The organism is Providencia heimbachae ATCC 35613 (assembly GCF_001655055.1).
GTDB classification, from domain to species: domain Bacteria; phylum Pseudomonadota; class Gammaproteobacteria; order Enterobacterales; family Enterobacteriaceae; genus Providencia; species Providencia heimbachae.
In genome coordinates this window covers 1-20,392 of the sequence record NZ_LXEW01000017.1, presented here as the reverse complement: position 1 = coordinate 20,392, position 20,392 = coordinate 1, and the positions used below count along the sequence as shown (strand labels likewise).

General features: G+C 43.6%; 19 protein-coding genes and 2 tRNA genes. All 21 read left to right on the top strand.

Features of this window, described 5'->3' with window-relative positions; genetic code table 11:
• Nucleotides 1–337: 337 nt before the first annotated feature.
• The 21 genes from sdhC to M998_RS05555 all read left to right on the top strand — a co-directional run bounded on the left by sdhC (nt 338) and on the right by M998_RS05555 (nt 20,298).
• The gene (gene sdhC / locus M998_RS05655) at nt 338–727 is read left to right on the top strand and encodes a succinate dehydrogenase cytochrome b556 subunit (RefSeq protein WP_068441537.1); all 390 of its coding nucleotides are present in this window, start codon (nt 338–340) and stop codon (nt 725–727) included.
• Nucleotides 721–1,065: a succinate dehydrogenase membrane anchor subunit gene (gene sdhD / locus M998_RS05650; protein WP_068441539.1), complete on the top strand. Its 345-nt coding sequence runs from the start codon at nt 721–723 to the stop codon at nt 1,063–1,065. The genes sdhC and sdhD overlap by 7 nt, the downstream gene beginning before the upstream one ends.
• Nucleotides 1,065–2,831, top strand: coding sequence for a succinate dehydrogenase flavoprotein subunit (gene sdhA, locus M998_RS05645; RefSeq protein ID WP_068441542.1), 1,767 nt, complete (start codon nt 1,065–1,067; stop codon nt 2,829–2,831). The genes sdhD and sdhA overlap by 1 nt, the downstream gene beginning before the upstream one ends.
• Before the next feature lie 35 nt (nt 2,832–2,866).
• Nucleotides 2,867–3,583 (top strand): succinate dehydrogenase iron-sulfur subunit, encoded by a 717-nt coding sequence (locus M998_RS05640; protein WP_068441548.1) that lies wholly within the window; start codon nt 2,867–2,869, stop codon nt 3,581–3,583.
• A gap of 375 nt (nt 3,584–3,958) precedes the next feature.
• Nucleotides 3,959–6,766 carry a 2-oxoglutarate dehydrogenase E1 component gene (sucA, locus tag M998_RS05635; protein WP_068441552.1) on the top strand — a complete coding sequence of 936 codons (2,808 nt, stop codon included), beginning with the start codon at nt 3,959–3,961 and terminating at the stop codon, nt 6,764–6,766.
• Between the two features lie 14 nt (nt 6,767–6,780).
• The gene (gene odhB, locus M998_RS05630; RefSeq protein ID WP_068441556.1) at nt 6,781–7,992 is read left to right on the top strand and encodes a 2-oxoglutarate dehydrogenase complex dihydrolipoyllysine-residue succinyltransferase; all 1,212 of its coding nucleotides are present in this window, start codon (nt 6,781–6,783) and stop codon (nt 7,990–7,992) included.
• Nucleotides 7,993–8,124: 132 nt separating this feature from the next.
• On the top strand, nt 8,125–9,291 hold the full coding sequence (gene sucC, locus M998_RS05625; protein WP_068441560.1) for an ADP-forming succinate--CoA ligase subunit beta: 1,167 nt from the start codon (nt 8,125–8,127) through the stop codon (nt 9,289–9,291).
• Nucleotides 9,291–10,163 carry a succinate--CoA ligase subunit alpha gene (gene sucD / locus M998_RS05620; protein WP_068907989.1) on the top strand — a complete coding sequence of 291 codons (873 nt, stop codon included), beginning with the start codon at nt 9,291–9,293 and terminating at the stop codon, nt 10,161–10,163. The genes sucC and sucD overlap by 1 nt, the downstream gene beginning before the upstream one ends.
• A gap of 857 nt (nt 10,164–11,020) precedes the next feature.
• Entirely contained in the window at nt 11,021–12,589 is a 1,569-nt protein-coding gene (gene cydA, locus M998_RS05615; RefSeq protein WP_068441565.1) for a cytochrome ubiquinol oxidase subunit I, read from the top strand.
• Nucleotides 12,590–12,603: 14 nt separating this feature from the next.
• Nucleotides 12,604–13,743 (top strand): cytochrome d ubiquinol oxidase subunit II, encoded by a 1,140-nt coding sequence (gene cydB / locus M998_RS05610; protein WP_068441568.1) that lies wholly within the window; start codon nt 12,604–12,606, stop codon nt 13,741–13,743.
• 12 nt (nt 13,744–13,755) lie between these two features.
• The gene (gene cydX / locus M998_RS05605; RefSeq protein ID WP_068441571.1) at nt 13,756–13,878 is read left to right on the top strand and encodes a cytochrome bd-I oxidase subunit CydX; all 123 of its coding nucleotides are present in this window, start codon (nt 13,756–13,758) and stop codon (nt 13,876–13,878) included.
• A 4-nt stretch (nt 13,879–13,882) separates the two neighbouring features.
• A complete protein-coding gene (gene ybgE, locus M998_RS05600) occupies nt 13,883–14,170 on the top strand; it encodes a cyd operon protein YbgE (RefSeq protein ID WP_068441574.1) in 288 nt (95 codons plus the stop codon).
• Between the two features lie 125 nt (nt 14,171–14,295).
• Nucleotides 14,296–14,700: a tol-pal system-associated acyl-CoA thioesterase gene (ybgC, locus tag M998_RS05595; protein WP_175403152.1), complete on the top strand. Its 405-nt coding sequence runs from the start codon at nt 14,296–14,298 to the stop codon at nt 14,698–14,700.
• Nucleotides 14,697–15,380, top strand: a complete 684-nt coding sequence (gene tolQ, locus M998_RS05590; protein ID WP_068441580.1) for a Tol-Pal system protein TolQ — start codon at nt 14,697–14,699, stop codon at nt 15,378–15,380. The genes ybgC and tolQ overlap by 4 nt, the downstream gene beginning before the upstream one ends.
• A 17-nt stretch (nt 15,381–15,397) precedes the next feature.
• Nucleotides 15,398–15,823 carry a colicin uptake protein TolR gene (gene tolR, locus M998_RS05585; RefSeq protein ID WP_068441583.1) on the top strand — a complete coding sequence of 142 codons (426 nt, stop codon included), beginning with the start codon at nt 15,398–15,400 and terminating at the stop codon, nt 15,821–15,823.
• 50 nt (nt 15,824–15,873) lie between these two features.
• Nucleotides 15,874–16,977: a cell envelope integrity protein TolA gene (gene tolA, locus M998_RS05580; protein ID WP_068907985.1), complete on the top strand. Its 1,104-nt coding sequence runs from the start codon at nt 15,874–15,876 to the stop codon at nt 16,975–16,977.
• A gap of 145 nt (nt 16,978–17,122) precedes the next feature.
• Nucleotides 17,123–18,415 (top strand): Tol-Pal system beta propeller repeat protein TolB, encoded by a 1,293-nt coding sequence (gene tolB, locus M998_RS05575; protein WP_068441590.1) that lies wholly within the window; start codon nt 17,123–17,125, stop codon nt 18,413–18,415.
• Nucleotides 18,416–18,458: 43 nt separating this feature from the next.
• Nucleotides 18,459–18,956 carry a peptidoglycan-associated lipoprotein Pal gene (gene pal / locus M998_RS05570; protein WP_068441592.1) on the top strand — a complete coding sequence of 166 codons (498 nt, stop codon included), beginning with the start codon at nt 18,459–18,461 and terminating at the stop codon, nt 18,954–18,956.
• 22 nt (nt 18,957–18,978) lie between these two features.
• Nucleotides 18,979–19,764, top strand: a complete 786-nt coding sequence (gene cpoB / locus M998_RS05565) for a cell division protein CpoB (protein WP_068441594.1) — start codon at nt 18,979–18,981, stop codon at nt 19,762–19,764.
• A gap of 302 nt (nt 19,765–20,066) precedes the next feature.
• Nucleotides 20,067–20,142: transfer RNA gene (locus tag M998_RS05560), tRNA-Lys, on the top strand.
• Between the two features lie 80 nt (nt 20,143–20,222).
• Nucleotides 20,223–20,298 (top strand) — tRNA-Lys (locus M998_RS05555).
• Nucleotides 20,299–20,392 lie beyond the last annotated feature (94 nt).

Genomic DNA, 20,392 nt, shown 5'->3' with positions numbered 1-20,392 from the left:
CGTTCAGATAATTCTGCCAGACCTATATGTAAGATAAATGTTGAATCATTGTCAAATAAGATAAGCACATTTATACAAAATGTTTAAATCGTGATCCTTCTCACTGTTCGGGCTAAATGTCCCCAAACATTTTGTGTGGGAATTGTAATAGCTATGTGAAGACTTTATACTGGCGGCAGGTCTCCGGATTACCCTGTAGTAGGAGTTCCCAGCGTGATCAGTATGCAGCTTTATTTAAACATGATGGATTACAGTTTGTGTTAAGTTGCATTTAGTACCCCTGTCGCTGTCTGATTTCCACCCCAGGTCCGGAGGATGGAAAATAATAAAGAGCTGTGTGGGCAAAATTGTGAAAAAACAAAGACCTGTCAACCTAGATTTGCAGACGATTCATTTCCCGATCACTGCAATATCGTCGATCTTGCACCGTGTCTCTGGCGTCATTACTCTCATCGCAGTTGGTATTCTGCTTTGGTTGCTAGGGATATCTATCTCCTCTCCAGAAGGTTTTCAATACGCGTCTGAAATGATGACTGGCTTTTTTGCTAAGTTCATTCTTTGGGGCATCTTGACTGCACTGGCTTACCACATCTGTGGTGGTATCCGCCATATGCTGATGGATTTTGGCTGTGTTGATGAAACCCTTGCTGCAGGAAACTCATCTGCAAAAATTACATTTGTTATTACTGTAATTCTGGCAATTCTGGCGGGGATACTCGTATGGTAAGTAATGCTTCTGCTTTAGGCCGTACTGGTATTCAGGACTGGCTATTCATCCGAGCCTCTGCAATCGTTATCGTACTCTACGTACTTTACATTGTTGGCTTCGTTGCAATTAATGATATTACTTATGAAGTATGGCGTGGCTTCTTCGCTTCCTCTGTGACTAAAGTATTCACTATCCTCACGTTGTTCTCAATTCTTGTGCATGCTTGGATTGGCATGTGGCAAGTACTGACCGACTATGTTAAGCCGATCGCGTTGCGCTTAGTGCTGCAACTGGCAATCGTTGTTGCTCTGCTGGCTTACTTAATTTACGGAACAATTGTTGTGTGGGGTGCATAATGAATCTGCCAATCAGAGAGTTTGACGCTATCGTTATTGGTGCTGGCGGCGCAGGTATGCGTGCCGCACTACAGATTTCTCAACAAGGCCTCTCTTGTGCTTTGTTATCTAAAGTTTTTCCAACGCGTTCTCATACGGTATCAGCGCAAGGTGGTATTACTGTTGCACTTGGTAATACACATCCTGATAACTGGGAATGGCATATGTATGACACCGTTAAAGGCTCCGATTATATCGGCGACCAAGATGCTATCGAATACATGTGTAAGACAGGGCCAGAAGCCGTCCTTGAATTAGAACATATGGGATTGCCTTTCTCGCGTCTTGATGACGGCTCAATTTATCAACGTCCATTTGGTGGCCAATCTAGAAATTTCGGTGGTGAGCAGGCAGCACGTACTGCGGCAGCGGCTGACCGTACAGGTCACGCACTGTTACATACCCTGTATCAGCAAAACCTAAAAAACCACACAACCATTTTCTCAGAGTGGTATGCCCTTGATTTAGTTAAAAATCAGGATGGTGATATTGTTGGTTGTACCGCAATCTGTATGGAAACGGGGGAACTGGTTTATTTCAAAGGTAAAGCCACTATTCTAGCAACCGGTGGTGCTGGCCGTATTTATCAGTCAACGACCAATGCGCATATTAATACGGGTGATGGTGTTGGGATGGCAACGCGAGCGGGCGTTCCTCTGCAAGACATGGAAATGTGGCAATTTCACCCAACCGGTATTGCCGGTGCAGGTGTGCTTGTGACTGAAGGTTGTCGTGGTGAAGGTGGTTACCTGCTGAATAAAGACGGTGAGCGCTTCATGGAACGTTATGCACCAAACGCCAAAGACCTCGCCGGTCGTGATGTTGTTGCGCGTTCAATTATGATTGAAATCCGTGAAGGTCGTGGTTGCGAGGGTCCTTGGGGACCACACGTTAAACTGAAACTGGATCACTTAGGTAAAGATGTTCTGGAATCGCGCTTACCCGGCATCCTTGAGTTGTCTCGTACTTTTGCTCACGTTGATCCAATCAAAGAACCAATCCCTGTCATCCCAACATGTCATTACATGATGGGGGGGATCCCAACCAAAGTCACTGGTCAAGCTATTCGTTATAACGAAAAAGGCGAAGATGAAGTGATCCCAGGTTTGTTTGCTGTGGGTGAAATAGCCTGTGTATCTGTGCATGGTGCTAACCGTTTAGGCGGTAACTCATTGCTTGATCTCGTGGTGTTTGGCCGTTCAGTGGGTGTGCATCTGAAAGAATCCATCATGGAACAAGGTTCAATGCGTGATGCTTCTGAATCGGATATCGATGCGGCAATGTCTCGCTTTAACCGCTGGGAAAATGCACGTACCGGTGAAGACCCAGTTGAAATTCGTAAAGCGCTGCAAACGTGTATGCAACACAATTTCTCGGTATTCCGTGAAGGTGATGCAATGGCGAAAGGCTTAGAAGAATTGAAAGTGATCCGTGAGCGTCTGCAAAATGCACGTCTTGATGATACCTCAACCGAGTTCAATACTCAGCGCATCGAATGTTTAGAACTGGATAACCTGATGGAAACAGCTTATGCGACAGCACAAGCCGCTAATTTCCGGACAGAAAGTCGTGGCGCACATAGCCGCTTTGACTACCCAGATCGTGATGATGCGAATTGGTTATGTCACTCATTGTATTTACCGCAATCTGAAACGATGACTCGTCGCGAAGTGAACATGCAACCTAAGTTGCGTGAGGCTTTCCCACCGAAAATTCGTACCTACTAATGCGTGGTGTTAATCCAGTTGCGGAGAAATGAATTATGAAACAACAATTTTCGATTTATCGCTATAACCCTGATGTGGATAACGCGCCACGCATGCAAGAGTACACCCTTGAAGTACCTGAAGGGCGTGACATGATGTTATTGGATGCGTTGATTCTGATTAAAGAACAGGATCCAACGCTTTCATTTCGTCGTTCTTGCCGAGAAGGCGTATGTGGCTCTGATGGTTTGAACATGAACGGGAAAAACGGACTGGCTTGTATCACGCCATTATCCGCGTTGATGCAAGGTGGGAAGAAAGTTGTGATCCGTCCATTACCGGGTCTGCCAGTTGTGCGTGACTTGATCATCGACATGACACAATTTTATACCCAATACGAAAAAATTCGTCCGTATCTTCTTAATGATAATAAAAATCCACCTGCGCGTGAGAATTTACAAACGCCTGCACAGCGTGAAAAACTCGATGGTCTATATGAGTGTATTTTGTGTGCATGTTGTTCGACTTCTTGCCCATCGTTTTGGTGGAATCCGGACAAATTTATTGGACCTGCGGGGCTGTTAGCAGCGTACCGGTTCTTGATAGATAGTCGAGATACTGAAACGGATTCAAGATTAGATGATCTGAACGACGCTTTTAGTGTTTTCCGCTGTCATAGCATCATGAATTGTGTCAATGTATGCCCTAAAGGACTAAATCCAACGAAAGCTATCGGCCATATTAAATCTATGTTACTAAAACATAGTGCTTAAAAGCAGATATTAGCCTGCGATGCCTTGGTATCGCAGGCTAAACAAGCAATAGCACGAAATAAACACATAAAGTAAAAATAAAGCGTAAAGTAAAATAGCGCCTCAACAGTAAAATTAAGCATAAAGTAAAAAAAGTGAAAGCAAAAAGCCAACTGCAAAACAAGATGAAGACACGAGCGTAAGCGAGGAACCTTTAAAAACCGCAGCCAGTTTTTAAAGGTTCCTTAAAAGGGAAACCCTCAATTGATATAAGGGCCTCCCAAAGTGAGAACGTGCATAAAGCACGTCCAAGAGAACCTTTATCGAGGTCGCTTAAATGCGACAATTAGTTAACCACGGCGAAAACTAAAGCTTATAAAAGCTTAAGGGATCACAATGCAGAACGGCGTAATGAAGGACTGGCTGGATTCAAGCTTTCTGGCAGGCGCGAACCAGTCTTATATAGAACAGCTGTATGAAGATTATCTGACTGACCCTACATCTGTAGATGCTCAATGGAGAGAAATCTTCCAGCAATTGCCTGGTTCAGGCAGTAATGGTGAGCAATTACACTCGCAAGCGCGCGATTATTTCCGTCGCTTAGCAAAAGATTCTACGCGTTATCACACCTCTGTTAGCGATCCGACGATCGATGCAAAACAAGTTAAAGTTTTGCAATTAATCAACGCATTCCGCTTCCGCGGACACCAAAATGCTAATCTTGACCCGTTAGGACTTTGGAAACGTGAATCTGTTCCTGATCTGGATCCCGTATTCCATAACTTAACCAAAGAAGATTTCAACGAAACATTCAACGTGGGTTCTTTTGCTATTGGCAAAGAAACCATGAAATTAAGTGACCTATATGAAGAGCTGAAGCGCATTTACTGCGGTTCAATCGGCGCAGAATATATGCACATCACCAACACAGAAGAAAAACGTTGGATCCAACAGCGCTTAGAGTCTGTGAATGTTGCTGAGCAATTTTCGAAAGAAGAAAAACGTCGTTTCTTAGCTGAATTAACAGCAGCCGAAGGCCTTGAGCGTTACTTAGGTGCGAAATTCCCGGGTGCAAAACGTTTCTCTCTGGAAGGTGGTGACGCTTTAGTTCCAATGTTGAAGGATTTGATCCACCATGCTGGCAAGCAAGATACCCGTGAAGTTGTTCTGGGTATGGCTCACCGTGGTCGTCTTAACGTCCTGATCAATATTTTAGGTAAAAAGCCCGCAGAGTTATTTGATGAATTCGCCGGTAAGCATAAAGACCATTCAAGTGCAGGTGACGTTAAATATCACCAAGGTTTCTCCTCTGATTTTGAAACCGCAGGCTCTCGTGTTCACTTGGCATTGGCATTTAACCCATCTCACCTTGAAATCGTTAGCCCAGTTGTTATCGGTTCTGTCCGCGCTCGTCGTGATCGTTTGGACGAAGGCCGCAGCAACATGGTTCTACCGATTACCATTCATGGTGACTCAGCGGTAACAGGTCAAGGCGTTGTTCAAGAAACCTTGAACATGTCTCAGGCTCGTGGTTATGAAGTTGGCGGTACCATGCGTATCGTGATTAATAACCAAATTGGTTTTACCACTTCAAATCCAAAAGACACGCGCTCAACCGAGTACTGTACGGATATCGTGAAAATGGTGCAGGCGCCAATTTTCCACGTTAATGCGGATGACCCTGAAGCCGTTGCGTTTGTTACGCGTTTGGCACTTGATTTCCGTAACACATTCAAACGCGATGTGATGATTGATTTAGTCTGTTATCGCCGTCATGGCCATAACGAAGCTGATGAGCCAAATGCAACTCAGCCAATTATGTACCAAAAAATCAAACAGCATCCAACGCCACGTAAAATTTATGCAGATCGCTTAATTGAAAGCGGTGTTGTGTCTGCAAATGAAGTGACTGAAATGGTCAATTCTTACCGTGATGCACTAGATGCGGGTAACTGCGTGGTTGAAGAGTACCGTGAAATGGGACTCAATGCTTACACATGGGCGCCATATTTAAACCATGAGTGGGATGCATCATATAAATCAACTATTGATATCAAACGCCTAACTGAGCTTGCGACTAAGTTAAGTACAATCCCTGAAGGTATTGTTGCTCAGTCCCGTGTTGAGAAAATTTATGCGGATCGCCTAGAAATGGCGAAAGGTGAGAAATTACTCGATTGGGGTGCGGCTGAAACATTAGCGTATGCAACATTGGTTGATGAAGGTATCCCGATTCGTTTATCTGGTGAAGATGCTGGCCGCGGTACATTCTTCCATCGTCATGCAGTTGTCCATAACCAAACTAACGGTTCAGTCTATGTTCCGCTGCAAAATGTTCATAATGGCCAAGGTACATTTAATGTTTGGGACTCTGTCCTGACTGAAAATGCGGTACTTGCATTTGAATATGGCTACGCCACGACTGACCCTCGCACGCTGACCATTTGGGAAGCTCAGTTCGGTGACTTCGCAAACTGTGCACAAGTGGTTATCGACCAATTTATCAGCTCAGGTGAGCAGAAATGGGGTCGTATGTGTGGTCTGGTTATGCTACTGCCTCATGGTTATGAAGGTCAGGGCCCAGAGCACTCCTCAGCACGTTTAGAGCGTTACCTGCAACTGTGTGCAGATCAAAACATGCAAGTGTGTGTGCCATCAACGCCAGCACAGGTTTATCACATGTTACGCCGCCAGTCTCTACGTGGTATGCGTCGTCCTCTGATTGTGATGTCGCCGAAATCACTGTTACGTCACCCATTAGCCGTATCCAGCATGGATGAGCTAGCGAATGGTGCATTTGAAACGGTTATCGGTGAAATAGATGCAATCGATGCGAAAAATGTGAAACGCGTCGTGCTGTGTTCAGGCAAAGTCTATTACGATCTGTTAGAACAGCGTCGTAAAAATGAACAAACTAACGTTGCTATCGTGCGTATTGAACAGTTATATCCGTTCCCACACGAAGATATCCAAAAAGCATTAGCGCAATTCACTAATGCGAAAGACTATGTTTGGTGTCAAGAAGAGCCATTAAACCAAGGTGCTTGGTATTGTAGTCAACATAATTTCCGCGAAGCTATCCCTGCTGGGGCGACTTTACGCTATGCAGGCCGAGCTGCTTCTTCTTCTCCAGCAGTTGGTTACACGTCCGTTCACCAAGAACAGCAAAAAGCCTTGGTTAATGACGCTTTGGACATTGAATAAATAAAGGATAAAAAATGAGTAGCATAGAAATTCTTGTTCCCGATCTTCCTGAATCCGTTGCTGATGCCACGGTTGCCACTTGGCATAAAAAACCAGGTGATAGCGTTGAGCGTGATGAAGTGCTGGTTGAGATCGAAACAGACAAAGTTGTTTTAGAAGTTCCTGCAAGTGAAGCGGGTATTTTAGAGGCGATTACAGAAGAAGAAGGCGCAACTGTTTTATCTAAACAGCTATTAGGTCGTATTCGTTTAGGTGATAGCACCGGTATCGCTGCTGAAGTTAAAGGATCTCAGGAATCAACGCCTGCACAACGCCAAACTGCAAGCTTAGAAGCGGAAAGTAATGATGCGCTAACGCCAGCAATTCGCCGTTTAGTTGCAGAGCATGGTTTGAACCCTGCTGATATTAAAGGCACGGGCGTTGGTGGTCGTTTAACGCGTGAAGACGTTGAGAAACATCTGTCTAGCAATAAACCTGCAGCTCCAGCGGCGCAAGCACCGGCAGCACCGGCTGCGCCACTGGCTCATCGTAGCGAAAAACGCGTTCCAATGACACGTTTACGTAAGCGTATTGCTGAGCGTCTACTTGAAGCGAAAAACACCACTGCAATGTTGACGACATTCAATGAAATCAATATGCAACCAATTAAAGACTTACGTACCCAGTACGGTGAAGCCTTTGAAAAACGCCACGGTGTTCGCTTAGGTTTTATGTCTTTCTATATTAAAGCTGCGGTTGAAGCACTGAAGCGTTATCCAGAAGTGAATGCTTCTATCGATGGTACTGACGTGGTTTACCATAACTATTTTGATATCAGTATCGCGGTTTCAACACCTCGTGGTCTGGTAACTCCGGTTCTGCGTGATGTTGATGCAATGAGCATGGCTGATATCGAGAAAAATATTAAAGAACTGGCTGTTAAAGGTCGTGACGGTAAATTAACTGTTGAAGACTTGACGGGTGGTAATTTCACTATCACTAACGGCGGTGTATTCGGTTCTCTGATGTCCACACCTATCATTAACCCACCACAGAGCGCAATTTTAGGCATGCATGCCATTAAAGACCGCCCTATGGCTGTAAATGGTAAGGTGGAAATTCTTCCTATGATGTACTTAGCCCTGTCTTATGATCACCGTTTGGTTGATGGTCGTGAATCAGTCGGCTTCTTAGTTGCTATCAAAGATATGCTGGAAGATCCAACTCGTTTACTGCTGGACGTATAGCAACATAACAGGGCAGGGTACAACCTGCCCGGTCTGAAGTAACCGATGCAACCAGTTCGCTGGTTGCTAAATCAGTAACAATTGCAGGAGGCGAATAAACGCCTCTTCAGACTCAATTATGGATAGAACATCATGAATTTACACGAGTATCAGGCAAAACAGTTGTTTGCACGTTATGGGATGCCTGCACCAACAGGTTATGCCTGTTCATCAGTCGCGGAAACCGTAGAGGCTGCTAAGAAAATTGGTAATGGCCCATGGGTGATTAAATGCCAAGTTCACGCAGGTGGACGCGGTAAAGCTGGCGGCGTTAAAGTCACTAGTGATATCAATGATGTCAGCGCATTTGCTGAAAAATGGTTAGGTCAAAAATTAGTGACCTATCAAACAGATGCAAACGGCCAGCCAGTCAATCAAATTCTTGTTGAAACAGCGACGGATATTGCAAAAGAACTTTATTTAGGTGCCGTTGTTGACCGTAGCACACGTCGTGTGGTGTTCATGGCATCGACTGAAGGTGGCGTGGAAATCGAGAAAGTTGCTGAAGAAACACCAGAATTGATTCATAAAGCAATTATCGACCCGCTGACAGGTCCAATGCCTTTCCAAGGCCGTGAATTAGCGTTTAAATTGGGTTTAACAGGTAAACAAGTTAGCCAATTTGCTAAAATTTTCATGGGTCTGGCAACATTATTCCTTGAGCGCGACCTTGCATTAGCAGAAATCAACCCATTAGTTATTAATACTGAAGGTGACTTGATTTGCTTAGACGGCAAATTGGGTATTGATAGCAACGCATTGTATCGCCAACCAGAAATGCGCGAAATGCGTGATGCTTCCCAAGAAGATGCCCGTGAAGCACAAGCGGCAGAGTGGGAACTGAACTATGTTGCACTTGATGGCAACATCGGTTGCATGGTTAACGGTGCGGGCCTAGCAATGGGTACCATGGATATCGTTAAACTGCACGGTGGCGCGCCAGCTAACTTCTTAGATGTTGGCGGCGGTGCAACAAAAGAACGTGTAACTGAAGCGTTTAAAATCATTCTTTCAGATGAAAACGTGAAAGCGGTTTTTGTTAACATCTTTGGTGGTATCGTTCGCTGCGACCTGATTGCAGACGGCATCATTGGTGCAGTAGAAGAAGTTGGTGTAAATGTACCAGTTGTTGTGCGTTTAGAAGGTAACAATGCAGAGTTAGGCGCGAAGAAATTGGCAGACAGCGGATTAAATATTATCGCTGCTAGCAGCCTGACTGATGCAGCTAAAAAAGCAGTAGCAGCAGCGGAGGCTAAATAATGTCTATTTTAATCGATAAAAACACCAAAGTAATTTGCCAAGGTTTCACGGGTGGTCAAGGTACATTCCACTCAGAACAAGCGATAGCTTACGGTACAAAAATGGTTGGTGGTGTGACGCCGGGTAAAGGCGGCACAACCCATTTAGGCCTGCCAGTTTTCAACACTGTTCGTGAAGCTGTTGAAGCAACCGGTGCGACAGCCTCTGTTATCTATGTTCCTGCATCATTCTGTAAAGATTCTATTTTAGAAGCTATCGATGCAGGTATTAAGCTGATTATCACGATTACTGAAGGTATCCCAACGTTGGATATGTTGACGATAAAAGTGAAATTGGACGAAGCAGGTGTTCGCATGATCGGTCCAAACTGTCCGGGTGTTATCACTCCAGGCCAGTGTAAAATTGGTATTCAACCTGGTCACATCCATATGCCGGGTAAAGTCGGTATCGTTTCTCGTTCAGGAACGCTGACTTATGAAGCGGTTAAGCAAACAACGGATGCAGGCTTAGGTCAATCGACTTGTGTTGGTATCGGTGGTGACCCAATTCCAGGTTCTAACTTTATTGATATCCTGAAATTATTCCAAGAAGATCCACAAACTGAAGCGATCGTCATGATCGGCGAAATTGGTGGTAACGCGGAAGAAGAAGCTGCAGCATATATCAAAGACCACGTGACTAAACCGGTTGTTGCTTATATTGCTGGTGTGACTGCACCTAAAGGTAAGCGTATGGGTCATGCTGGCGCAATTATCGCAGGTGGTAAAGGTACAGCAGATGAGAAGTTTGCTGCGTTAGAAGCCGCAGGCGTGAAGACTGTTCGTAGCCTTGCAGACATTGGCGATGCGGTTACCGCATTACTGAACAAGTAGTGAGATGTTTTTACCCCGTATATTGAAATATGTGGGGTAGCATTAAGTAAGAGACGGAAGCCCGTATTCCATTGTGAATACGGGTTTTTTATTATCTGGGTATTTATTCGTAAAAAATGCTTGAAGCCGCTATACGGTATTCCAACACACTCACTCGCTATGCTCTATACTGAGCTTATGGTTACTTAATGTTATTTTTTTGCCTTATTCTAAAATAGGAAATAAGAGATAAAAGGCATTATGTGCCAAAAAGTATAAATTGGTAGTAAATCAATTTTAGTGATTTAAATGTATTTTAATTATCGGCAAATTGACAATTAGTTGAGATAGGTTCTTTTATTAATAAAATTCATAATAAATCGAAAATAAGATACTATTATAAATTAAATATTCTTTTTTCGAGTGTTTAAAAGAAAGTTATATTTTTTGTTAATCTTTTAAAAAAACAAACCTATTTGCATCATTATCAATAACAGTAAGTTAACAACTAAATAACGATTAATTGACTGAGGCTCAAGTCAATTAACAAAGGGCAAAAAATTGACTCAAATCAATTCATTGCCACTGGCTTTATTTGTTAAAATTGCTTAAATTGGTGCTCGATCAAATATGCCCTTATCTATTAAAGAGTATAATTATTGATATAAATTCAGAATTCAAATCTGAATCACGTAAAAGAAGTTTATTGTATGTAAAGATAAGCGTACTATTATTATAGTGTCGTTAGTTCTTTCTATTTTGTTAATTATTTGTTGTTTTGAGGCATTTTTTGCTGGTAGTTAAGAGGTTCTCCCGTTTTAAACTGGGGACTGGGTTGCCGCAAGTCGGTGTCTTCCTGCTAGGAGCAAGGAGTCAAGATGTTTGATATTGTCGAACTGTCAAGATTACAGTTTGCCTTAACTGCGATGTATCACTTTCTATTCGTACCATTAACGCTCGGTATGGCGTTTTTGCTTGCGATTATGGAAACAGTATATGTCCTGTCTGGTAAGCAAATTTATAAAGATATGACTAAGTTCTGGGGTAAGTTATTTGGTATTAACTTTGCCTTGGGTGTTGCTACTGGTTTGACTATGGAGTTCCAATTCGGGACTAACTGGTCTTACTATTCGCACTATGTCGGAGATATCTTCGGTGCACCACTTGCAATCGAAGGTTTGATGGCTTTCTTCTTAGAATCTACCTTTGTGGGTTTATTCTTCTTTGGTTGGGATCGTTTAAGCAAAACGCAACACTTAGCCGTAACATGGTTAGTTGCTTTAGGTTCTAACTTCTCTGCGTTGTGGATTTTGGTCGCGAACGGTTGGATGCAAAACCCAATTGCTTCAGACTTCAACTTTGAAACCATGCGTATGGAAATGCTTAGCTTCTCGGAGCTAGTATTAAACCCAGTCGCACAAGTTAAGTTTGTCCACACCGTTGCAGCAGGTTACTGTACTGGTGCCATGTTTATTCTTGGTATTAGTTCATACTATTTGCTTAAAGGGCGCGATGTTGCTTTTGCTAAACGTTCTTTTGCAATTGCTGCGAGCTTTGGTATTGCTGCCGTTCTATCTGTTATCGTTCTTGGTGATGAATCAGGCTACGAAATGGGTGACGTACAGAAAACCAAACTAGCGGCTGTCGAAGCAGAATGGGAAACCCATGCACCACCGGCGGCATTCAACCTGATTGCTTGGCCGGATACTGAAAAGCAAGAAAATAAATTCGCTATCTCCATTCCATGGGCGATGGGTATTATTGCTACGCGTTCAGTTGATACACCTGTTCTTGGTCTTAAAGACTTAATGAAACAGCATGAAGTGCGTATCCGCAACGGTATGATTGCATACGGTCAGCTACAACAACTGTTAGCAGGTGATAAAGATCCGGCTCTGCGCGCAGCATTTGAAGCAAGCAAAATCGACCTTGGTTATGGTCTATTGCTAAAACAATATGCACCAAACGTAGTTGATGCAACAGAAGCACAAATTCAACAAGCCGTTAAAGACAGCATCCCTAACGTAGGTCCACTATTCTGGGCATTCCGTATCATGGTTGGTGTTGGTTTCTTACTGCTGCTTATTATTGGACTCGCTTTCCTCGCGGTTGTTCGCAATCGTATTGGCCAAAGCAAATGGTTACTGCGTGCAGCACTGTATGGTATTCCATTACCATGGATTGCAATTGAATCAGGTTGGTTTGTTGCTGAGTATGGTCGCCAGCCGTGGGCAATTGGTGAGGTGTTACCGGTTTCAGTCGCACACTCTAACCTAACAACCCATGACCTGATCTTCTCGTTAGTCCTGATCTGTGGTCTGTATACACTGTTCTTAATTGCTGAAATGTTCTTGATGTTCAAATTCGCTCGTAAAGGGCCTAGCAGCCTGAAAACGGGTCGTTACCATTTTGAACAGAAAAACAGTTCAACACACGACGTTCAGTAAATAGGAGTCCACTTATGTTTGATTATGAAGTTCTTCGATTTGTGTGGTGGATTCTTATCGGCGTACTGCTGATTGGATTTGCTGTCACGGATGGCTTTGACATGGGCGTCGGCTTCTTATTACCTATTTTAGGTAAAACGGATACTGAACGCCGTATCATGATTAACGCCGTTGCGCCGCACTGGGATGGTAACCAAGTTTGGTTAATCACCGCGGGTGGTGCAATGTTCGCTGCATGGCCACAAGTCTATGCTGCTGCGTTCTCTGGTTTCTATGTCGCTATGATTTTGGTATTAGCCGCATTGTTCTTCCGTCCGGTTGGTTTCGACTACCGTTCAAAACTGGAGAACCCAAAATGGCGTAGCATGTGGGATTGGGGTCTATTTATCGGTGGTTTCGTTCCACCATTAGTTATCGGTGTTGCTTTTGGTAACCTATTACTCGGTGTTCCACTGCAAATTGATAACCAACAATATTTAACCTACTCAGGTAATCTGCTTGGTCTGTTGAATCCGTACGGCTTGTTGGCGGGTGTTGTTAGCTTGATGATGATTGTTACTCAAGGTGCAACTTATCTGCAAATGCGTACCGCAGGCGAACTTTACTTACGTGTTCGTAAAACAACCTATATCACGTCATTAGTCACTTTGTTAGCGTTTGCGGGTGCGGGTGTATGGCTGATCATGGGTATTGATGGTTATGTTGTCACTTCAACTCTCGATACTTACGGCGTGTCAAACCCACTGAACAAAACGGTAGAAGTGGTTTCTGGTGCATGGTTAGTGAACTTTGAAACTTATCCAGTGTTGTGGGCTCTGCCTGCTCTGGGTGTAGCACTACCTCTGTTCACCATGTTGTTTAGTAAAGCAGACAAAAATGGTTTAGCGTTCGTGAGTTCATCACTGACTATCGCTTGTATCATTTTAACCTGTGGCGTTGCAATGTTCCCATTCATCATGCCATCAAGCATCATGCCTAATGCAAGCTTGACCATGTGGGATGCAACATCTAGCCTGTTTACTCTACAAGTTATGACTGTTGTTGCTATCATTTTTGTTCCAATCGTTCTGGCTTACACGGCGTGGTGTTACTACAAAATGTTTGGCCGTTTGGACAAAAACTTCATCGAAAGCAACAAGCATTCACTGTATTAAGGAGCATAACATATGTGGTATTTCGCCTGGATCCTCGGCACTCTGTTAGCTTGTAGTTTTGCAGTGATTGCAGCCTTAGCGCTAGAGCATTCTGAAGACTCTAAAGCTGCTAAAACAGCTAAAGATGGTGAGTAAATAAATGCTGGTGGATAAAACCTATCAGCTATTGGATAAGGGGCCAGTAAGGGCCCTTATCCTTATTTTAGCTTTAGTTACCGCTGGGACTGTGATTTGGGATCCAACCCTCTTTGCAGCCAATACCAGCTCATTTCAAATCTGGCAAGGGTTGTTATTAATATGGGCAACGTGCAGCGCAATGATTTTTGGTGTGGGTTTTAAACCAAATAAAGTCATCTGGCGCGCTATTTTCCATCCACTTCCTGCTGGTATCATACTTATCTGGGGACTCATTAGAGTCTTTAGTTAATCTAAATTTCTAATTATGGGTCAGTTGGCCCATAATTATTTTTGATATCTTTACTTTCAAAGTGATTCCAAAGCGTCACCGTCTTGCGTATAGTGACACCGTTAATTAATTTAACCTAAGACGGAGTGGTTGATATGTTATTTCGCTGGCCTGTCCGCGTGTATTATGAAGATACAGATGCGGGGGGCGTGGTCTATCATGCGCGCTATTTAGCTTTTTTTGAACGAGCAAGAACCGAGATGTTGCGAAATAAAGGTATCAATCAGCAAAGTTTACTCGCTGATAACCTTGGCTTTGTTGTGCGTAGCATGACAATTGATTTTGTTAGAGGTGCTCGGTTAGATGACCTGTTGGAAGTTGAGACGCAAATCGTGCAAATGAAACGCGCCTCATTAACCTTTCATCAAAGGTTGGTTGATTCACAAGGTAACCTGCTTTGTGGGGCTACAGCCCTTATTGCTTGTGTGGACATATCAAAAATGAAGCCTAAAGCGCTTCCTGAGTCTATTGTCGCGGAGTTTAAACAGTGACTGACATGAATATCCTGGATTTATTCCTAAAAGCTAGCCTTTTGGTTCAGCTTATAATGTTCGTTTTGATCGGCTTTTCCATTGCATCTTGGGCGATCATTATTCAACGAACAAAAACTTTAAATGCCGCTACCCGCGAAGCCGAAGCGTTCGAGGATAAGTTTTGGTCAGGTATCGAGCTATCTCGCTTGTACAAAGAAAGCCAAGCTCGCCGTGATGCGTTAAGTGGGACAGAATTAATTTTCTATTCCGGTTTTAAAGAGTTTGTACGTTTACATCAAGCGAATATCCATGCGCCAGATGCCGTTCTTACCGGAGCGTCTCGTGCAATGCGTATTTCGATGAATCGTGAGCTTGAATCCGCAGAAGCGCATATCCCATTCTTGGGTACCGTAGGGTCGATTAGCCCTTACATTGGTCTATTTGGTACGGTATGGGGAATTATGCACGCATTTATTGCATTGGGTGCAGCAAAACAAGCGACGCTACAAATGGTTGCGCCAGGTATTGCTGAAGCCCTTATCGCAACAGCGATTGGTCTATTTGCCGCTATCCCTGCGGTAATGGCATTCAACCGCTTAAACTTGCGAGTCAATAAATTAGAGCAAAGCTACGATAACTTTACGGAAGAGTTTTTGGCAATTTTGCATCGTCAGGCATTCTCTGCTGATAAGAAATAATACGAGGAGAAAAGCGAATGGCGCGCAATAGTAGACGCAAACGTGAGCTGAAATCCGAAATTAACATCGTTCCATTACTGGATGTTTTGTTGGTGCTATTGCTGATTTTTATGGCAACTGCACCCATTATTTCTCAAAGCGTGGAAGTTGATCTACCGGATGCTACAGATACGCAAACCGTATCATCAAGTGATAACCCGCCAATCATTTTAGAAGTGGCAGGGGTGGATCAATATAATATGTTGATCGATGGAGAGCGTTTAGAGCTCCTTCCACCAGAACAAATTTCTGCAGAAGCAAAATCACAGCTAGAGAAAAATCCGAAAGCGGTGTTCTTGATTGGCGGTGCAAAAGAAGTCCCTTATGATGAAGTGATTAAGGCGCTAAATATTTTGCATGGTGCAGGAATTAAGTCGGTTGGCTTGATGACTCAGCCTATTTAGGCTGAGTGATTTAGTTTTGATGAGTCAGGATTCTTTTTTTGGATGCCAGAGTGGGAAAGACAAAAGAGAAACAAGATAACTTAAAACGGTCATTAGTGATGTCGGTTGTTTTACATATCCTATTGATTGGCTTAATTATTATAGGCTCTTTAGTGACAGTCGTTAAACTTGGCGGCGGGGGAGAAGAAGGCACTGTGATTGATGCAGTGATGGTCGACCCCGGTGCAATTGTTGAGCAATATAATCAGACTCAACAGCAGCAAAATAGTGCTAAGCAAGCGGCTAAAGAGCGTAAAGAACAAGAACAGAAACAAGATGCTGAGCTTAGGGAAAAGCAAGAGCAGGAACAAAAGCGTCTGCAGAAACTTGAAGAAGAGCGTATTAAAACTGAGCGTGATTCAGCTGAACAGAAAAAAGAAGCTGAAGAGCAGCAAAAACAAGCACTAGAAGCGGCGAAGAAAGCAAAGGAAGAGCAAAAAATTGCCGAAGAAGCCGCTGCGCAAGCAAAAGCTGAAAAAGAAAAACTGATTAAAGAGCAGGCAGCTGAGCAACAAAAAACTGAAGCTCAAGCTAAAAAAGAAGCAGAAGCCACTAAGGCCAAAGCTGAAGCTGCTAAAGCTGAGACTCAAGCGAAAGAAGCTAAAGAAAAAGCAGCGAAAGAAGCTAAGGCCAAAGCCGATAAAGAAGCTAAGGCTAAAGCAGATAAAGAAGCAAAGGATGCTAAGGCTAAAGCGGATAAAGCAAAAGCTGAAGCAGCCAAAAGTGCTTCATCCGTTGATGATTTGCTGGGTGATTTAACTGCATCAGGCCCAAGCAAGCAAGGCGGGCAAGCAGCAGCGGGTAGTGGAGGCGGTAAAAAGTCTGGCGCTTCTAATGCCGATGTTGATAGTTATGCAGGTAAAGTAAAAGCGGCGATCCAAAGTAAGTTCTATGATTCAGAAAGTTATCGTGGACGAACTTGCGAGCTCCAATTGAAGCTAGCACCGGATGGGTTATTGGTTAGTATTACGCCAAAAAATAGCCCAACTAACGATGCAGCGCTATGTGATGCGGCAATAAGAGCAGCTAAACTTGCTACAATGCCTAAACCACCTAGCAGAGATGTTTATGATACATTTAATAAAGCAGGTAGTACGGTAGTGTTTAAGCCTTGATTTTCAATAACTCAGAGCTATCTGTATTGAAATTATCAACGCAATAGAATAAATAGTTTCTACACTATCTAGTTTTGTTATTGTACCTTTGTTAAAATTCAGCGAATTATTGCGGTGATGAATATCGCAGTAAGGGAGATTAAGGATGAAGCAGGCTTTTAAAGTAGTTATCGGGTTCCTAATGCTATGGGCGACAGTGGCTCAGGCTGAAATACGTATTGAGATCACAGAGGGTGTTAACTCTGCTCAACCCATTGGCGTTGTCCCTTTTAAATGGTCAGGCGCAGGTGCACCTCCACAAGAGATTGGTCAAATTGTTAGCGCTGATTTACGTAATAGTGGGAAATTTAACCCAATCGAGCCAAGCCGTATGCCACAGCAACCAGGCACAGCTTCTGAGGTAACACCAGAAGCGTGGACCGCGCTAGGCATTAATGCTGTTGTTGTTGGGCAAGTTCAGCCAGCAGCAGATGGCAGCTTTGTTATTAGCTACCAATTGGTCGATGTTGCAGCAAACCCAGGTGCGGTACTTGCTCAAAACCAATTTAAAGTCACCAAAGACTGGTTACGTTATGCAGGTCATACTGCAAGTGATGAAGTCTTTGAGAAATTAACAGGTATTCGAGGTGCTTTCCGTACCCGTATCGCGTATGTTGTTGTCAACAAAGGCGGTCAATACCCTTATGAATTACGAGTTTCTGATTACGACGGGTTTAACCAATTTACGGTTCATCGTTCTCCAGAGCCTCTGATGTCGCCAGCTTGGTCACCTGATGGTGAAAAACTGGCTTATGTAACGTTTGAAAGTGGTAGTTCAGCCTTGGTCATTCAGACGCTATCAAGTGGCGCTGTTCGTCAGGTTGCATCATTCCCTCGTCATAATGGTGCTCCTGCGTTCTCACCTGATGGGACTAAATTAGCGTTTGCGCTATCAAAAACAGGCAGTCTGAATTTATATGTTATGGACTTAGCAAGTGGGCAAATTCGTCAGGTAACCGATGGTCGCAGTAATAATACTGAACCAAGCTGGATGCCAGATAGCCAAACTTTAGTCTATACTTCAGATCAGGCGGGACGCCCGCAAATTTATAAAATGAATATTAATGGTGGCAGTCCTGTACGAGTTTCCTATGAAGGATCTCAAAATCAGGACGCTGATGTAAGCCCGGATGGAACTTTCTTAGTGATGGTCAGCTCCGGGGGCGGTCAGCAGCACGTCGCCAAACAGGATCTGGCAACGAATAACGTTGAGTTTTTAACGAAAACGTTCCTAGATGAAACGCCGAGTATCGCACCTAACGGCACTATGGTAATTTATAGCTCCTCTCAAGGCTTGGGGACTATATTGCAGCTAGTTTCGACCGACGGGCGTTTCAAAGCGCGTCTTCCGGCTACCGATGGACAGGTTAAATTTCCTGCCTGGTCGCCGTATCTGTGATGCATAATAATAATGTGTGGCAAAAATATTAAGGATCAAAACGATGCAACTGAATAAAGTGCTTAAAGGGCTGATGATCGCGTTACCAATCATGGCAGTCGCAGCTTGTAGCTCTAACAAAAACAATGACCAAGATGGTGTTGATACTTCTACAAATCAAACTAATACTGGTCTGTCTGCGGAAGAGCTGGCACGTCAGCAAATGGAACAGCTGCAACAAAACAACACTGTTTACTTTGGTTTCGACAAATATAGCGTTTCTCCAGAATACGCTGATATGTTAGATGCACATGCAGCATTCCTGCGTAGCAACCCATCTGTACGTGTTGTTGTTGAAGGTCATGCGGATGAGCGTGGTACTCCAGAATACAACATCGCGCTGGGTGAGCGTCGTGCTAATGCAGTTAAAATGTATCTGCAAAGCAAAGGTGTTTCTGGTGACCAAGTTTCACTGGTTTCTTACGGTAAAGAAAAACCAGCTGTGTTAGGTCATACTGAAGCAGACTACGCGAAAAACCGTCGTGCAGTCATTGCATACTAATAGATAAGCGAAATTATCTATTATGAACAGTAACTTCAGACACTTACTAGTCGGTCTGTCGTTATTGGTTGGCGTAGCGGCCCCTTGGGCCGCTATTGCCCAAGCGCCAATCAACAATGTCGGATCTGGTTCTCCAGGCGACCGTCTTTCCCAGCTTGAGACTGCTGTTAGCTCTCAAGGTCAAATTCTGTATCAAATCCAGCAACAACTCGCTGACAATCAACGTGACATCGATATGTTACGCGGACAGATTCAAGAAAGTGAATATAAATTGAATCAAGTTGTTGAGCGCCAAAAAGATTTGTATATGCAATTAGACAATGCAGGGGGCGGTAATTCAGCTAATTCAAGTGGTGCATCCGATACAAGTGCATCAAATAGCCAGTCATCTTCAGATAATTCATCCGCAGCATCGAATGCCGGTGGAAATGAAAAAGATGATTACAATGCCGCAGTCAAGCTTGCGATGGAAAGTAAATCAAAAGCACAAATTGATGAGGCAATAGGCGCATTACAAGGTTTTGTTAAAGCCTATCCGAAGTCAGGATACCAATCTAACGCTAACTATTGGTTGGGACAGCTAAACTACAACAAAGGCAGCAAAGATGATGCAGCATTCTACTTTGCGACGGTAGTTAAGCAGTACCCAAAATCCCAAAAAAGCAGTGAATCCCTATATAAAGTAGGGTTGATCATGCAAGACAAGGGACAAACAGATAAAGCAAAAGCTGTTTACCAGCAAGTGTTAAAGCAATATCCAAATAGTTCAGGCGCAAAATTGGCTGAAAAAAAGCTGAGCACACTTTAATTTATAACCCCGAAGCAATATTACCGAATATTTCGGGGTTATCCGTATGATAAGTGCGCATTCAAACCTTTTTTTCAAAAAAATCATTGCACCAGCGTCAGAAATCAGTAATATAAGCCGCCGTTGATACGAGAATACGTTCCGTTAGAAAACGCATAAATTTGAGTTTTGTAGCAGTATCAACAAGGTCAAAAATTTAAGATGGCTGTTAGCTCAGTTGATAGATTGGTTAAGCTTTACAAGATGGTTGCAGGTTCAACCCGAAGGGTAAGAAACTGTGATTAGTTAGAAAAATTTTAGATGGGCCGTTAGCTCAGTTGGTAGAGCAGTTGACTTTTAATCAATTGGTCGCAGGTTCGAATCCCGCACGGCCCACCATCTAAAGTTAAGATTTACAAGATGTTCGCAGGTTCAACCCGAAGGGTAAGAAACTGTGGTTAGCTAAAAAAGTTTTAGATGGGCCGTTAGCTCAGTTGGTAGAGCAGTTGACTTTTAATCAATTGGTCGCAGGTTCGAATCCCGCACGGCCCACCATCTAAAATAGCTCTCAAAAACTTATCGTTGTACAGATGGGCCGTTAGCTCAGTTGGTAGAGCAGTTGACTTTTAATCAATTGGTCGCAGGTTCG

Excerpts from the sequence above, each read along its gene's own strand:
- sdhD (WP_068441539.1), top strand. The coding sequence starts at position 721 with ATGGTAAGTAATGCTTCTGCTTTAGGCCGTACTGGTATTCAGGACTGG.
- sdhA (WP_068441542.1), top strand. The coding sequence starts at position 1,065 with ATGAATCTGCCAATCAGAGAGTTTGACGCTATCGTTATTGGTGCTGGC.
- M998_RS05640 (WP_068441548.1), top strand. The coding sequence starts at position 2,867 with ATGAAACAACAATTTTCGATTTATCGCTATAACCCTGATGTGGATAAC.
- sucA (WP_068441552.1), top strand. The coding sequence starts at position 3,959 with ATGCAGAACGGCGTAATGAAGGACTGGCTGGATTCAAGCTTTCTGGCA.
- odhB (WP_068441556.1), top strand. The coding sequence starts at position 6,781 with ATGAGTAGCATAGAAATTCTTGTTCCCGATCTTCCTGAATCCGTTGCT.
- sucC (WP_068441560.1), top strand. The coding sequence starts at position 8,125 with ATGAATTTACACGAGTATCAGGCAAAACAGTTGTTTGCACGTTATGGG.
- sucD (WP_068907989.1), top strand. The coding sequence starts at position 9,291 with ATGTCTATTTTAATCGATAAAAACACCAAAGTAATTTGCCAAGGTTTC.
- cydA (WP_068441565.1), top strand. The coding sequence starts at position 11,021 with ATGTTTGATATTGTCGAACTGTCAAGATTACAGTTTGCCTTAACTGCG.
- cydB (WP_068441568.1), top strand. The coding sequence starts at position 12,604 with ATGTTTGATTATGAAGTTCTTCGATTTGTGTGGTGGATTCTTATCGGC.
- cydX (WP_068441571.1), top strand. The coding sequence starts at position 13,756 with ATGTGGTATTTCGCCTGGATCCTCGGCACTCTGTTAGCTTGTAGTTTT.
- ybgE (WP_068441574.1), top strand. The coding sequence starts at position 13,883 with ATGCTGGTGGATAAAACCTATCAGCTATTGGATAAGGGGCCAGTAAGG.
- tolR (WP_068441583.1), top strand. The coding sequence starts at position 15,398 with ATGGCGCGCAATAGTAGACGCAAACGTGAGCTGAAATCCGAAATTAAC.
- tolB (WP_068441590.1), top strand. The coding sequence starts at position 17,123 with ATGAAGCAGGCTTTTAAAGTAGTTATCGGGTTCCTAATGCTATGGGCG.
- pal (WP_068441592.1), top strand. The coding sequence starts at position 18,459 with ATGCAACTGAATAAAGTGCTTAAAGGGCTGATGATCGCGTTACCAATC.
- cpoB (WP_068441594.1), top strand. The coding sequence starts at position 18,979 with ATGAACAGTAACTTCAGACACTTACTAGTCGGTCTGTCGTTATTGGTT.